General features: G+C 64.9%; 12 protein-coding genes. 6 read left to right on the top strand and 6 right to left on the bottom strand.

What is annotated here, in order from left to right:
• Positions 1–334: 334 nt before the first annotated feature.
• The 3 genes from EYZ64_RS27735 to EYZ64_RS27745 all read right to left on the bottom strand — a co-directional run bounded on the left by EYZ64_RS27735 (position 335) and on the right by EYZ64_RS27745 (position 3,160).
• Positions 335–1,174, bottom strand: a complete 840-nt coding sequence (locus EYZ64_RS27735; RefSeq protein WP_135458623.1) for a putative endonuclease domain-containing protein — start codon at positions 1,172–1,174, stop codon at positions 335–337.
• Positions 1,175–1,277: 103 nt separating this feature from the next.
• Positions 1,278–2,483 (bottom strand): cytochrome P450, encoded by a 1,206-nt coding sequence (locus EYZ64_RS27740; RefSeq protein WP_135458625.1) that lies wholly within the window; start codon positions 2,481–2,483, stop codon positions 1,278–1,280.
• Positions 2,480–3,160, bottom strand: a complete 681-nt coding sequence (locus EYZ64_RS27745) for an acetoacetate decarboxylase family protein (RefSeq protein WP_135460297.1) — start codon at positions 3,158–3,160, stop codon at positions 2,480–2,482. The genes EYZ64_RS27740 and EYZ64_RS27745 overlap by 4 nt, the downstream gene beginning before the upstream one ends.
• Before the next feature lie 280 nt (positions 3,161–3,440).
• Here EYZ64_RS27745 and EYZ64_RS27750 point away from each other — a divergent pair, with 280 nt between their 5' ends.
• The gene (locus tag EYZ64_RS27750) at positions 3,441–4,271 is read left to right on the top strand and encodes a class I SAM-dependent methyltransferase (protein ID WP_502703027.1); all 831 of its coding nucleotides are present in this window, start codon (positions 3,441–3,443) and stop codon (positions 4,269–4,271) included.
• Positions 4,272–4,293: 22 nt separating this feature from the next.
• Here EYZ64_RS27750 and EYZ64_RS27755 read toward each other — a convergent pair whose 3' ends face one another.
• Positions 4,294–5,331, bottom strand: a complete 1,038-nt coding sequence (locus tag EYZ64_RS27755) for an LLM class F420-dependent oxidoreductase (RefSeq protein ID WP_135458627.1) — start codon at positions 5,329–5,331, stop codon at positions 4,294–4,296.
• A gap of 58 nt (positions 5,332–5,389) precedes the next feature.
• Here EYZ64_RS27755 and EYZ64_RS27760 point away from each other — a divergent pair, with 58 nt between their 5' ends.
• From EYZ64_RS27760 to EYZ64_RS27780, 5 genes are read left to right on the top strand one after another with little or no spacing between them, the layout of a single operon-like run.
• Positions 5,390–6,379 carry a Zn-ribbon domain-containing OB-fold protein gene (locus EYZ64_RS27760; protein WP_135458629.1) on the top strand — a complete coding sequence of 330 codons (990 nt, stop codon included), beginning with the start codon at positions 5,390–5,392 and terminating at the stop codon, positions 6,377–6,379.
• An 8-nt stretch (positions 6,380–6,387) separates the two neighbouring features.
• A complete protein-coding gene (locus EYZ64_RS27765) occupies positions 6,388–7,449 on the top strand; it encodes a thiolase family protein (RefSeq protein ID WP_135458631.1) in 1,062 nt (353 codons plus the stop codon).
• On the top strand, positions 7,449–8,633 hold the full coding sequence (locus tag EYZ64_RS27770; RefSeq protein WP_135458633.1) for a thiolase family protein: 1,185 nt from the start codon (positions 7,449–7,451) through the stop codon (positions 8,631–8,633). Before EYZ64_RS27765 ends, EYZ64_RS27770 begins: the two co-directional genes overlap by 1 nt.
• 2 nt (positions 8,634–8,635) lie before the next feature.
• On the top strand, positions 8,636–9,514 hold the full coding sequence (locus tag EYZ64_RS27775; RefSeq protein WP_135460299.1) for a TIGR03619 family F420-dependent LLM class oxidoreductase: 879 nt from the start codon (positions 8,636–8,638) through the stop codon (positions 9,512–9,514).
• Between the two features lies 1 nt (position 9,515).
• Positions 9,516–9,935: a nuclear transport factor 2 family protein gene (locus EYZ64_RS27780; protein ID WP_135458635.1), complete on the top strand. Its 420-nt coding sequence runs from the start codon at positions 9,516–9,518 to the stop codon at positions 9,933–9,935.
• Positions 9,936–10,007: 72 nt separating this feature from the next.
• On the opposite strand, the gene EYZ64_RS27785 is transcribed toward EYZ64_RS27780, so the two are convergent.
• Complete coding sequence (locus EYZ64_RS27785) at positions 10,008–11,978, bottom strand: hydantoinase B/oxoprolinase family protein (protein WP_135458637.1); 1,971 nt, start codon at positions 11,976–11,978, stop codon at positions 10,008–10,010.
• Entirely contained in the window at positions 11,975–14,038 is a 2,064-nt protein-coding gene (locus EYZ64_RS27790; RefSeq protein ID WP_135458639.1) for a hydantoinase/oxoprolinase family protein, read from the bottom strand. Before EYZ64_RS27790 ends, EYZ64_RS27785 begins: the two co-directional genes overlap by 4 nt.
• Positions 14,039–14,105: the final 67 nt, after the last annotated feature.

Consider the following 14,105-nt stretch of genomic DNA (forward strand, 5'->3'; position numbering starts at 1 on the left):
CAGCGGGGCCGGTCCCCCGGCTTGCAAGCTCGTCGGCGCCCCGACCGGTGCCGCACCGGCCTGGCCGGCGATTCCGATCGCTCCGGCCAGCAGCGCCCCACCCAGCACCACTCCACTCATCAGAGTTCGCCCAGTTGAATGTCGTGCCATCACGTGCACCCTTCAATCGTCTCGTCGCACCCCCCGATATTGCGAGACTATCTAATTAGATGAGCTATGCGAAACCTGTGAACGACCTTGCACAGCGAACACTTAACTAGGACATAGTGATACACAGTCAGCTGAGCCGAGTGTGGAACCACTGCGAGGTCCCGGCCGAAACCTCGCAACCAGTTCACACTCGCGGCACGCCGGCGGCCGCAATCCGCTTGATGATGTCGGCGTCCCCGTCGATCTTGGTCACCCGGATATCGGTCCACCCCAGACGGGTGACCGCTTCCGCCTTGCGGATGTCGCGATTGAACCGGCGAGGGTCGGTGCGATGCTGATCGCCCTCGTAGTCGGCAGCCACTTTGACGTCCTCCCAGCCCATGTCGAAAACGCCTACCAATACCCCGAATTCGTCGTAAACCGGGATCTGCGTCCGCGGCCGCGGAAATCCGGCGCGGACGACCAGTAGGCGCAACCAGGATTCTCGAGGGGATTCGGCGCCCGGATCCACAAGGTCGAGCGCCCGACGCGCGTTCTTGATTCCACGGCGTCCGCAGTACCTGTCGACGAGCGGTTCCACGTCGGCCGTCGTCAATCCCGTGGCGTTGGCCAGGGCGTCGATCAGCGCCACCGCCTCGTCGATGGGGTATCTGCAGGCCAGGTCCAGTGCGGTGCGGGCAGGTGGGGTCACCCGCATGCCGTTGATCAATTCGATCTCGTCGTCGCCGAAGGTATCGCTCCATACGCGAATTCCTCTGGGAGAATAGCGATTGCCGTAGATCAACTCGGCCGGCCGACGAGCATCGAGCCACTTGGCGCCGTGCAGGGCCGAAGCCGACCGCCCCGCGACGATGCCACGGCCCCCCGACCACAGCCATGCCGCCTGAGCCCTGGCCTTTGCGGTCAACTCGGTTCCGCGGGATACATGAACTCCGGGGAAGACCGCGAAGTAGCGACTGCGCAGCCGATAGGGCGTCAACCGGCCGGCCGCAACAGCTTTACTACCGATGAATGGCTCCCCCATGGGCGGAGTGTGCCGCCAGCCACCGACAAGCCCGCGAGTGTGGATCTGTTGCGAGGTTTCGGCCGAGAACTCGCAACAGATCCACACTCGGCGGCGGCAGAAGCTAGGCGCCCACCGGTGCCGTCGGAGTGAAGACGACGGGCATGGCCTCAGGCCCGCTGACGAAGTTGGCCGGACGCAGCGGAATCGCGTCGCCGTTGGCCAACCGCAGGTCGGGCAGCCGGGTGAGCAGCCGCTCGAGCATCAGCCGCAGCTCCAACCGAGCCAGCTGGTTACCGAGGCAGAAGTGCGTTCCGAAACCGAAAGCCAAGTGGCTGTTGGGGTTCCGGTCGATCCGGAACTCGTCAGGGTTCTCGAAAACAGCTTCGTCGAAGTTCGCTGACTCGAACATCAGCATGATCTTCTCGCCTGCCTTGAGCTCGGTCCCGTGGAACACCGTGTCCGCGGTCAGCGTGCGGCACATGTTCTTCACCGGCGAGGTCCAGCGCAGCGTCTCCTCGATGGCGCCGGGCAGCAACGACTGGTCGGCCACCAGACGTTCCCACTGATCGCGATTACGCAGCAGTTGCTCCGTCCCGCCCGACAGCGTGTGCCGCGTGGTCTCGTCACCGCCGATCAGGATCAGCAGCGTCTCCATGACAATCTCGTCATCGCTCATCCGCTGCCCCTCGACCTCGGCATTCACCAGGATCGAGAACAGGTCATCGGTCGGCTCGGCGCGCCGCTTGGCGATCACCTCCATGGTGAACGCGGTGTAGGCGGCGAACGTCTCCATCAACATTCCGATGGCGGTCTCGTCGAGATGCGAACTCAGCCCGCAGACCAGGTCATCCGACCACTTCAGCAGCATCTCGCGCTCGGTGGGCAGCACGCCGAGCATGTCGCCGATCACCGCCATCGGCAGCGGTGCGGAGATATCGCGGACGAAATCACATTCCCCGCGTTCACAGACCGCATCGATCAGGGTGTCGCACAGGTTCACGATGGACGGCACCTTGTCCATCACCCGCTTGCGTGTGAAGCCGGAGTTGACCAGCTTGCGGCGCAACACATGTGCCGGATCGTCCATGTCGATCATGTACGGCATGCCGGGCTGATCGGGGCGGATCCCACCGGCGTTGGAGAACAGCTCGGGGTTGCGCTCCGCATCGAGCACGGCCGCATAGGTGGTGGCCGCGGCCAGTCCGTTGCGGTCGCGGAACACCGGCTCGTTGGCCCGCATCCATCGGTAGGCCTCCCGGGCGCCACCGTCGGCATAGAAGTTGCCGTTGGTCAGGTCGACATCGGGCTTGAGCAGTACCTGGGTCACGAAATCTCCTTGGAGTCAGCGAACGTCATCTGTACATTGCGGACCGAGCTGGACAACAACGCCCGTTTGGGCAGGCCCAGGGCCGCGAGTTCTTTGGCGTACGGGTGGTCACCCAGCCGGATCCGGACCCCGCCCGGGCGGTATCGCGCCCCGGAAAGGCCCATCTGACCCTCGGTTTCACGCAGCACGCCGTCGAGGTAGGAAAAGCTGGATTGCACCCGGGGTTTGGCGGTGAACCGCGATGGAACCGGAAGCCCGGGTTTGAATTCCATGCCCACGGCCAGCCGGCCGCCGATACTCACCTCGAAGCCGAACGGATTGCCCTCACGAACGGTGAAGTCCGCCAAGACTTTCGGGTATCCCCAGATCTGCCGCCCGGCCTGCAGCGTGAACTCACCGTCGACGGGAAGGCGATGAATGAAGGCACCCGCCGAGCCCAGGCCACGTAGCCCCGACTCCGCCGATCCCGGCCGGTTCACCATGACGTTGGTGCCGTACTCCAGGTACTCACCCAGATCACCGTCGATGTAGTGCATCAGCATCAACACGACGATCGTGCGGTGCTGCCGGTACCGGTACACGCGCAGTCCGCTGTAATCGATCATTCGCTGCGCGGCGTCGGCGTCCACGGAGAACACCGCCATGTGCTGTTCGGCGGCACGGATCTGCACCGGCATCGTCAACACGGTGCCGAGCACATTGTGCTGCGAGGCAGGAGTGGTGTCACTCACATCATTGAATCTAACCCCTGCAGTAGACAGATTTCAAGAAGTGTCTACAGCGGGCCTGAGTCAGCGCAGTGGATCCTTGATCTGCTCCTTGACGTAGTGAGGTTACCGACGATCGCCGAATCATCGACCGATTCGGCGGGAACAGTTCGGCGCCAGGAGATTCCGCACGTCGGAGAAGGCGTCGCGCCGATCCGGGTGAGGTAGATTCGGGCCGGTGATCGAGAATCTGTCATCGGCCCCGCGGACCACGGTCGACCTGTCTGGCGTGTCGGAGACGGCGCTGCTGACGCTGCAGATGCGAGCGCAGGAGGCACGCCGACCCGACGGCATCATCGAAGATCCCATGGCGGTGCAGCTGCTCGACTCGATCGATTTCGATTTCGCCAAGTTCGGGTCGAGCCGGCGCCAGGATGTGGCGCTGCGCGCACTGCGCTTCGACACGTCCACGATCGCCTACCTTCGCGACCATCCGAAAGCCACGGTGGTGGCACTCGCGGAGGGTTTGCAGACCAGCTTCCATCGGCTTGATGCCGCCGGCGTCGGCCACGACTTCCGCTGGTTGACAGTCGACCTGCCACCGATGATCGAGGTCCGCCGCAAGCTGCTGCCGACTTCGGACCGGATCACCGTGTGCGCCCGCTCTGCGCTGGACTTCAGCTGGATGGACGAGGTGAACCCGGCCGACGGCGTGTTCGTCACGGCAGAGGGGCTGCTGATGTACCTGCAGCCCGAAGAAGCCATGGGGCTGATTCGGGCGTGCGCACAACGTTTCGCGGGCGGGCAGATGCTGTTCGACCTGCCACCGGCCTGGCTCGCCGCCTGGGCGCGCAAGGGCGTGCGGACCTCAAAGGGCTACCGGATGCCGCCGATGCCCTTCAGCATGTCCCCGTCGCGGGCGGCCGATCTCGTCAACTCCGTGCCAGGCGTCCGGGCAGTGCACAACCTGCCGACGCCGGAGGGCCGGGGCCGCATCCTCAACGGGCTGCTGCGGACGGCGCAGCGGGTTTCGTTGCTGAATTCGGCCCTGCCGGTGACGACCCTGCTGGATTTCGGCTAGACAGGCTGACAGCAGTGCCGGCTCAGCCCTGAGCCATGGCCGCGAGATCCTTGATCTGTTCGACGGAGGTGGCCCCGACGACCATCATGGTCACGCCGGAGGCCTCCCAGGCCTTGATCTGTTCCTTGACGTAGTCGAGGTTGCCGACGATCGCCGAATCATCGACCAGTTCGTCGGGAATGATCTTGGCCGCTTCGTCTTTGCGGTCGCTGCGGAACAGTTTGGTGACGTCGTCGACCACCTCCGCATACCCCATCCGGCGATACACGTCGGCGTGGAAGTTGGTGCCCTCGGCCCCCATTCCGCCCATGTACAGCGCCAGGTGCGGCTTCATCAGCTCCATGATCGCGGGCCGGTCGTCGGTGACCACGACCTGCGCAGTGGCACAGATCTCGAAGGTTTCGCGGGTACGCCGCGCGCCGGGGCGGGCGAAGCCCTCGTCCAGCCATTCGTTGTACATGCCGGCGATCCGCGGCGAGTAGAAGATCGGCAGCCAGCCGTCGGCGATCTCGGCGGCCAGCGCGACGTTCTTGGGTCCCTCGGCACCGAGCATCACCGGGATGTCGGCGCGCAGCGGATGGGTGATCGGCTTGAGGTTCTTGCCCAGGCCGGTGGTGCCCTCGCCGGTCACCGGCAGCGGGTAGTGCGGACCGTCGCTGTGGACCGGGGCCTCACGCGCCCAGACCTGACGCAGGATGTCGATGTACTCGCGGGTGCGGGCCAGCGGCTTCGGGAACTTCGCGCCGTACCAGCCCTCGACCACCTGCGGCCCGGACACGCCGAGCCCCAGGATGTGGCGGCCACCGGAGAGGTGATCCAGCGTCAGCGCGGCCATCGCGCACGCCGTCGGGGTACGCGCGGACAGCTGGATAACCGAGGTGCCGAGCCGCATGCGAGTGGTTTCCCGCCCCCACCAGGCCAGCGGGGTGTAGGCGTCCGAGCCCCAGGCCTCCGCGGTGAAGACGGTGTCGAAGCCCTCCGCCTCGGCGGCAGAGACGAGTTCAGCGTGGTTGGTCGGCGGCTGTGCGCCCCAGTATCCGAGTTGCAGACCGAGCTTCATTTAGATCGCCTTCCCACGTGTCCTTGCCACGATTGTTAGAACCTGTTCTACTCGATGTGTGACAGCCAGCCAAAGCCGCCCGGCCTCGACAGATCACCGTGAGCCGCCACTTTCCGCGCCACTGAAACTGTCGTTTGACTACACCCGTTCAGTAGGTTCACTGCTCAGTCAGTTCTTTACTGCCCTGCGCGAGCGCCGGATCGTCGGCGTGCGCGGGTCCGACGGACGGGTGCACGTGCCACCCGCTGAGTATGACCCGGTCACCTACGAGGCTCTGACCGAGGTGGTTCCGGTATCCAGCGTCGGGACCGTGGTGTCCTGGACCTGGCAGCCCGAACCGCTTGAAGGTCAGCCGCTGGACCGGCCGTTCGCCTGGGCGCTGATCAAGCTCGACGGTGCCGACACCCCGCTGCTGCACGCCGTGGACGTCAAGGAAGGCGAGCTCAGCAGCGGTGCCCGGGTGCACGTGCACTGGGTCGACGAGCCGGTGGGCGCGATCACCGACATCGCGTACTTCGTCCCGGGTGAGACCCCCGAGGATGTTCCGCCGGTGAGCGATGACCGTGACCCGGTGACCATGCTGGTGGCGCCCTCGTCCATCGAGATCCAGCACACGGCCTCGCGGCCCGAGAGCACCTACCTGCGGGGTCTGCGCGACGGCAAGCTGCTCGGCGCGCGCACCGGCGCAGAGGGCAAGGTGTACTTCCCGCCCAAGGAAGCCGATCCGGCCACCGGCCAGGAACTCACCGAGTTCGTTGAGCTGCCCGACCGGGGCACCATCACCACGTTCGCGATCATCAACATCCCGTTCGCCGGCCAGCGGATCAAGCCGCCGTACGTCGCGGCCTACGTGCTGCTCGACGGTGCCGACATCCCGTTCCTGCATCTGGTGACCGACATCGATGCGTCCGAGGTGCGGATGGGCATGCGGGTCGAGGCGGTATGGAAGCCCCAGGAGGAATGGGGCCTCGGCATCGACAACATCTCGCACTTCCGGCCGACGGGTGAACCCGACGCCGACTACGACAGCTACAAGCACCACCTGTAAGGGATCACATGACTTTTCGTGACGTAGCCGTCGTCGGTTTCGCGCATGCCCCGCATGTGCGCCGCACAGATGGCACCACCAACGGCGTCGAGATGCTGATGCCATGTTTCGCAAGCCTCTATGAAGAGCTCGGCCTGCAACAGACCGATATCGGCTTCTGGTGCTCGGGATCGTCCGATTACCTTGCCGGCCGCGCCTTCTCGTTCATCTCGGCGATCGACTCGATCGGCGCTGTGCCGCCGATCAACGAGTCACACGTCGAGATGGACGCAGCCTGGGCGCTGTACGAGGCCTACATCAAGATCTTGACCGGCGAGGTGGATACCGCACTGGTCTACGGCTTCGGCAAGTCCTCGGCGGGTGTTCTGCGCCGGGTGCTGGCCCTGCAGACCGACCCCTACACCGTCGCGCCGCTGTGGCCGGATGCGGTGTCGCTGGCCGGACTTCAGGCCCGGTTCGGCCTCGATGCCGGTAAGTGGACTGCCGAGCAGATGGCCCAGGTGGCGTTGGATTCGTTCGCCGCGGCCGACCGCGTCGACTCGGTGGAATCCGCTGCCTCTGTTGCCGAGCTGCTGGACCGCCCGTTCTTCGCCGACCCGCTGCGCCGCCACGACATCGCCCCCATCACCGACGGTGCCTCGGCCATCGTCTTGGCGGCCGGCGACCGGGCTCGTGAACTGCGCGAAAACCCGGCCTGGATCACCGGATTCGAGCACCGCATCGAGACCCCGGTGCTGGGTGCGCGCGATCTGACCGTCTCGACGTCGACCGCCGCCTCGGCGCAGGCCGCCACCGGCGGTGACGTGAGCTCGATCGAGGTTGCCGAGATCTACGCCCCGTTCACTCACCAGCAGCTGATCCTCACCGAGGCGATCGGGCTGGGCGAGAACACGAAGATCAACCCGTCGGGCGGCGCGTTGGCCGCCAACCCGATGTTCTCGGCCGGCCTGGAGCGCATCGGTTTCGCCGCGCAGCACATCTTCTCCGGCTCGGCCGGGCGCGTGCTCGCGCACGCCACCAGTGGCGCTGCGCTGCAACAGAATCTGGTCGCGGTCCTGGAGGGCAAATAATGGCTAAGAATCTCGCCGCGGTCCTGGGCACCGGGCAGACCAACTACGTCGCCAAGCGTCACGACGTATCGATGAACGGGCTGGTGCGCGAGGCCATCGACAAGGCACTCGCCGATTCCGGCTCGACGATGGCCGATATCGACGCAGTGGTGGTCGGCAAGGCACCGGACTTCTTCGAGGGCGTGATGATGCCCGAGTTGTTCATGGTCGACGCCACCGGCGCCACCAACAAGCCGCTGATCCGTGTGCATACCGCGGGTTCGGTGGGCGGATCGACCGCGATCGTCGCGTCCAGCCTGGTCAAATCCGGCAAGTACCGCCGCGTGCTGACCATGTCGTGGGAAAAGCAGTCCGAGTCGAATGCCATGTGGGCGTTGAGCATTCCGGTGCCCTTCACCAAGCCGGTCGGCGCGGGTGCCGGCGGTTACTTCGCGCCGCACGTGCGCGCCTACATCCGGCGCTCCGGTGCCCCGAACCACATCGGCGCGATGGTGGCGGTCAAGGACCGGCTCAACGGTGCCAAGAACCCGTTGGCTCACCTGCACCAGCCCGATATCACGCTGGAGAAGGTGATGGCCTCGCAGATGCTGTGGGACCCGATCCGTTTCGACGAGACCTGTCCGTCGTCAGATGGTGCCGCGGCCATGGTGATCGGTGACGAGGCCGCCGCCGACGCGCGGATTGCCGAAGGCCACCCGGTCGCCTGGATCCACGCGACGGCGCTGCGGACCGAGCCGCTGGCCTACTCCGGCCGTGACCAGGTCAACCCGCAGGCCGGTCGCGACGCCGCGGCGGCACTGTGGCGCGATGCCGGCATCACCAGCCCGATCGACGAGATCGATGTGGCCGAGGTGTACGTGCCGTTCTCCTGGTTCGAGCCGATGTGGTTGGAGAACCTCGGTTTTGCCGCCGAGGGCGAGGGCTGGAAGCTGACGGAGGCCGGCGAGACGGCCATCGGCGGGAAGATCCCCTTCAACGCCTCCGGTGGCGTGCTGAGCTCGAACCCGATCGGTGCTTCCGGCATGATCCGGTTCGCCGAATCGGCGATCCAGGTGATGGGCAAGGCCGGCGACCATCAGGTCCAGGGTGCCCGCAAGGCGCTCGGGCACGCCTACGGCGGTGGCGCGCAGTACTACTCCATGTGGGTTGTGGGCTCTGACAAACCGGGCGAGCCGACCTCATGACCATGAAGTACACCCTCAGCGTGGCTATGGGCCCGCTGGAGCATCTGACCGGATTGGCCCGCACCGCAGAGGAAGTCGGGTTCGATTCGATCGCCCTGCCCGACTCGCTTTTCTACATGGAGAAGCAGGCCGCGGACTATCCGTACACCCCGGACGGGTCGCGGATGTGGAACGCCGAGACCCCGTGGGTTGATCCGCTGATCGCGGCGGCCTCGATGGGTGCGGCGACCTCGACGCTGCGGTTCTACACCAACGTGATGAAGCTCGGGTCGCGAAATCCGCTGCTGCTGGCCCGCCAGGTCGGCTCGGTGGCCAACCTGACCAACAACCGGTTCGGCTTCGGCGTCGGGATCGGCTGGGCACCAGAGGAATTCGAATGGTGCGGAGTTCCGTTCGCCAAGCGTGGGGCGCGCGTCGACGAGATGATCGAGGTGCTCAAGCTCGTGCTCGGCGGCGGCATGGTCGAGTTCCACGGCGAGTTCTACGATTTCGAGCGTCTGCAGATGAGCCCGGCGCCGTCGGAGCCGGTGCCGTTCTACGTCGGCGGCCACACGCCGGTGGCACTCAAGCGTGCCGCCCGCGTGGGTGACGGCTGGACCAGCGCGATGATGACGTGCGCACAGCTGGCCGAGACCGTGAAGGCGATCAACAAGCTGCGGGCTGAATACGGCCGGGCCGATGAGCCGTTCGAGTTCCAGTCTGTGTGCATCGACAAGTTCGATCTCGACGGGCACCGTGCGCTGGCCGAGGCCGGTATCACCGACAACATCGTCATCCCGTGGATGCTCGAAGGTCTGGGCTTCGACGCTCCGCTGGAGCGCAAGCAGGACTCGCTCAAGCGGTTCGCCGACACCTACATCCATTCCGGCTGGCAGGACTGACATGACCGTCACCGATACTCAGCACCCTGCTCACCTGGCGGGCAAGCGATCCCGGGATGCGGTTGCCGCCCGGGACAAGCAAGCATGGCTGGACAACTTCGCCGACGACGCGATCGTGCAGGACCCCATCGGGCCGTCGTTCTTCGACCCCGCAGGCTTGGGCCACCAGGGCAAGGAAGCCATCGCGGCGTTCTGGGACAAGGCCATCGCCCCGACCGACAACCTCGAGTTCAACTTCCTCGACACGTTCCAGTGTGGCAACGAGGAAGCCAACGTCGGCAGCATCGTCACCACCATGGGCGGGCACCGCATCACCACCCCAGGTGTCTTCACCTATCGCGCGAATGACGCAGGACAGCTGGTGGCGTTGCGCGCCTACTGGGAAGTGGACCGCGCGAGCGCCGAGAAGATCGACGGCTAGAGCTCGGCGAGCCGATGACGGCAGGCTCCGGGTACGGCGACAGTCCGTACCCGGGTCCAACCGGACGCGTCGTCATCCCCAGTGTGAGGCCGCGCGCACCTGCAGCAGGTCGCGGAATTGTTTAGTGGTGTTCGGGAGCAGTTCACCGGTTCCCCAGTCGACCACGACACCGTAGCGGCGCAACAGATCGAAGGTATCGAGCTCACCGTCACGGAATCGGGCGGCGACCTCTGCGGGGTCGACATTGAGCCACTGCTTGCGAGCTGCCCGGATTTCGGCGCGCAGCGCATCGGTTGCGGTGCGGTCGATCTCGTACTGGTCGATCTCAGGATCGATCGGCGTGATGACCACACCGTAGTCGCGAGCGCCGCCGGCAATGGTCACATAGCCGTCGATCACGTCCTCCAGGACGGCCTCGGGAGCGCGGTCGAGAGGATCGCCGAGTCCGCCGCCGCCTGCCGATGGCCGCTCGAAGTTATCGCCGGCCTGCACCGCAACGCTGGAGAACACCGATCCCAGAAAGGCTTCTTCGGCCGTTCCACGGTTGAGCCAGACGCCGTGAGGAATTGAGGGGAGCCCGCCGTTGATGCCCCAGGTAACCGACCGGGATCGGTCGCAGCAATAGGACATCACGGTGTTCTCGCAGTCGGTCAGGATGCCGCCCTTGGTCACGCCGCAGCCTCCGCGGTACAAACCCGGCCCGCCGGAGTCGGGAATGATCGCGTGCTCGGTCGTCAGCACCGGAGTCAGGCGTTCTTGACCCTCGCACGGCTGGACGGCCAGTCCGACACCGAACACTGGCGCCGTGGCGGTGGAACCGTCCTTGGTGCTGCGTCCTCCCCAACCGCCGGCCATCCAGTCGTACCACATGAAGAACGGACGTTCGTCACCTCGAGCGTCACGGCCACCGACGAGAAGGTACTCAAGGTTGAATGAGCATGCGATAGCCCGCTCGGGCATGATCGCCGACCACAGTTCGAAGATGGCGTTCATGATCTTTTCGTATGGGCCAGAACAGAATCCGGTCACAGCGATCGGCCAACCCGCGTTGACCACGGTGCCTTCGGGCCCGATGTCGGTATCGATGGCGGCGTAGAGGCCGGAGTTCAGCGGAACGTCGGGAAAGAAGGTCTTTGTGCCCGCGACGATTCCCGAGAAGGCGGTGCCGTAGCCACAGTTGAGAAAGCTCGCTACCGCGGGGGCACTGCCGGACAGGTCGTAACTGAGCTGATCACCCTCGATGGTCATTTTCACTCGGATCGGCACCATCCCTTCGGGTTTCGAAGGATCCGAGTCGAGGTAGTCCTCGGTCACCCACTCGCCGTCGGGCAGTTCTGCGACGCGCTGGCGGACGATGCGCTCCACATAGTCCTGTACCTCGGCCATGGCTTCCACCACGGTGTCGCGGCCGTACTTGGCGACCAGTCGTTGAATCTCGCGCTCGCACACGCCGGTTGCCTCGGCTTGGGCATGCAGGTCGCCCAAGCTGATCTCTGGGGCCCGCGTGTTGGCCACCAGCAGTTTGGCGACGTCTGCGAGAAATCGGCCTTCGTGCCAGATGCGGACGGGCGTGATCCGCAGCCCCTCGGCGAAATGCTCGGTGGCGGTGACGTCGAAAGATCCGGGGACGCTGCCGCCGATATCGGCCCAGTGTCCCTTGTTCTGGGCGAACCCGATCAGCTGGGCGTCGGCGAAGATCGGCCGGATGAAGCTGACGTCGTTGAGGTGGGTGCCACCGCGGTAGGGGTCGTTGACGCAGAACACGTCACCGCGGTTGATGTCGTCGCCGAACTCGTCGAGCACGGCTTTGCATTGGAAGTGCAGCGTTCCGACGTGCACTGCGATGTCTTGGCTACCTTGCATGACGGTGTTGCCCTGTGCGTCGCACAACGCCGAGGAGAAGTCTCGGCTGTAGATGACGAACGAGTAGCAGGTGCGCAAGATCTGCTCACTCATCAGGTCGACGGACGTCACGAATGCATTCTTGAGGACCTCGAACGTAACCGGATCGAGGCGGCGGCGGGTGGTGCTTGCGGCGTTCACTGCTGCTCCTGGTGGATGTGGATTCGAATGTTGCCCCACTCGTCGACGACGGCGGTGGTCGATGGCGGTATGACAGTGGTCGAGTCGAGCTGGTCGATGATGGCGGGCCCGTCTACCGAGTTTCCGGCGATGAGTTCGTCGCGGTCGAACACCGGCGTCGGCACGCGCCCACCGACCTCGTCGAAGTAGACCTGACGAGTTGTGAGTGGCGACGGTGCGGGTGAGTCCAACGCATTCTGCTGGGGGAACCGCGGTTTCGGGGTCTTGCCGATGGCGCGAACGCCGATTTGGTAGATCTCGACGTCAACGTCGTCGCGGCGGAACGAGTAGTCGCGTTCGTGTTCTTCGTGAAAGAGTTCGACCGCACGGTCCAAGAACCTGTCCCGGTTGTCGGCAGTGACGCTCAGCGACCGCCACTGTCCCGCGTAGCGCATGCTGATCGAGCGGTCGATACGCATGCGATCCTCATCGACGCCCTCGTGCCGGAGCCGGGCGAGGCCCTCCTTTTCGAGCTGCGCGAATTCGGATTCGAGTTCTGCTGGGTCGACGTCGGAAGCGATGTGCTGGAACATCGCCGACAAGTCGTGCCGGATGTCGACGAGCAAACACCCTTGCGCCGAGGTGATTCCAGGATGAGCGGGCACCACGACTGTGGGTATCGACAGCTCCTTTGCCAGGGCGGCACCGTGGAGTGCTCCGGCCCCGCCACAGACCACTAGGACGAAGTCGCGGGGGTCGTATCCACGGCGGATGGACAACAGTCGCACAGCGTCGGCCATGTTGGCATTGGCGACCTGGATGATGTTCGATGCGGCGGTGTCGACATCGAGGTCGAGGTGCTCGGAGATGCCGGTACGCACGGCTGCACGCGCCGCATCCGCGTCGAGCGTCAGTTCGCCGCCGATCAGCGACTCGCCCAGTCGGCCGAGTACCAGATTGGCGTCGGTGTTGGTCGGTTCGGTGCCGCCGCGTTGGTAGCAGGCCGGACCGGGTGCCGCACCTGCGGATTGGGGTCCGTTACGCAGGGAGCCGGCCTCGTCGATCCAAGCGAGCGAGCCGCCGCCCGCGCCGATGGTGAGAACCTCGATGCTGGGGAAACAGATCGGGAAGCCGTACTCGACTTGCCACCGTTTGGTGGTGCGGATCTCGCCGTCGTAGACCAGAGAGATATCCGAACTCGTCCCGCCCATGTCGAGGCCGATCGCGTTGGGGTATCCGCAGCGCGAAGCAATGTCGGCCACCGCGATGGCGCCCGCGGCGATGCCTGAGGCGGCCAACCGCACCGGGTAGCGGTCGACCATGGCCGGCGTCATCGATCCACCGCCGGAGTGCAACAACAACAGGTCACCGTCGTAGCCGTCGGCGCGCAGAGACCCCTCCAGTCGGTTCACATAACCACTCACCAACGGGGCGAGCACCGCATTGGCCACTGTCGTGGACGCGCGGTCGTATTCGAAAATCTCCGGCAGGATCTCACTCGACGTCGACACCGTGACGCCAGGGATCTCGTCGATCAGAATGTCGCGCATTCTTCGTTCGTGGGTGTCGTTGACATAGGAGTTCATGAAGCAAACAGCAACGGTCAGCACACCTTTGCGCCGCAGTATGCGTGCGACGTCTCGCGCCTTGTCTTCGTCGAGGGGGGTGACTATCGAACCGACGTAATCAATTCTCTCAGGTACCTCGTACCGGTTTCGCCGCTTGATATACGGAGCTCCGACGTCGACGTAGGAATCCCAGAGTTCATCTTTCGTTCCGTCGCGGATCTCCAGGATGTCGCGGAATCCCTCGCTGCACACCATCGCGGCGGCTGGGAAACGACGCGTGATCAATGCGTTGGTCGCGACCGTCGTGCCGTGCGAGAACAGGGTCACCGCGGAAAGGTCGACACCGGCTGATCGCACGCCGGCAACGACCGCTTCCATAGGGTCGTGCGGGGTAGACGGCACCTTGGCAACGCGCGTGCTCTGATCACGCTCGTCGAAGATGCACACGTCGGTAAACGTCCCACCCACGTCGACAGCAACACGAAGGGTCTTCGTGGCTGTGTTCTGCTTCATTGGCAAGCCTCCTCTGGTGAAGTGTGGTCCAGTATTGAGCTGCACTTATCCGCGGCTAATTAGAGAA

The organism is Mycobacterium sp. DL99 (assembly GCF_004762045.1).
Lineage (GTDB): Bacteria > Actinomycetota > Actinomycetes > Mycobacteriales > Mycobacteriaceae > Mycobacterium.

Bases quoted from the DNA above. Each gene is read 5' to 3' on its own strand.
- EYZ64_RS27735 (WP_135458623.1), bottom strand. From the start codon at position 1,174: ATGGGGGAGCCATTCATCGGTAGTAAAGCTGTTGCGGCCGGCCGGTTG.
- EYZ64_RS27745 (WP_135460297.1), bottom strand. From the start codon at position 3,160: ATGCCGGTGCAGATCCGTGCCGCCGAACAGCACATGGCGGTGTTCTCC.
- EYZ64_RS27755 (WP_135458627.1), bottom strand. From the start codon at position 5,331: ATGAAGCTCGGTCTGCAACTCGGATACTGGGGCGCACAGCCGCCGACC.
- EYZ64_RS27765 (WP_135458631.1), top strand. From the start codon at position 6,388: ATGACTTTTCGTGACGTAGCCGTCGTCGGTTTCGCGCATGCCCCGCAT.
- EYZ64_RS27770 (WP_135458633.1), top strand. From the start codon at position 7,449: ATGGCTAAGAATCTCGCCGCGGTCCTGGGCACCGGGCAGACCAACTAC.
- EYZ64_RS27775 (WP_135460299.1), top strand. From the start codon at position 8,636: ATGAAGTACACCCTCAGCGTGGCTATGGGCCCGCTGGAGCATCTGACC.
- EYZ64_RS27780 (WP_135458635.1), top strand. From the start codon at position 9,516: ATGACCGTCACCGATACTCAGCACCCTGCTCACCTGGCGGGCAAGCGA.
- EYZ64_RS27790 (WP_135458639.1), bottom strand. From the start codon at position 14,038: ATGAAGCAGAACACAGCCACGAAGACCCTTCGTGTTGCTGTCGACGTG.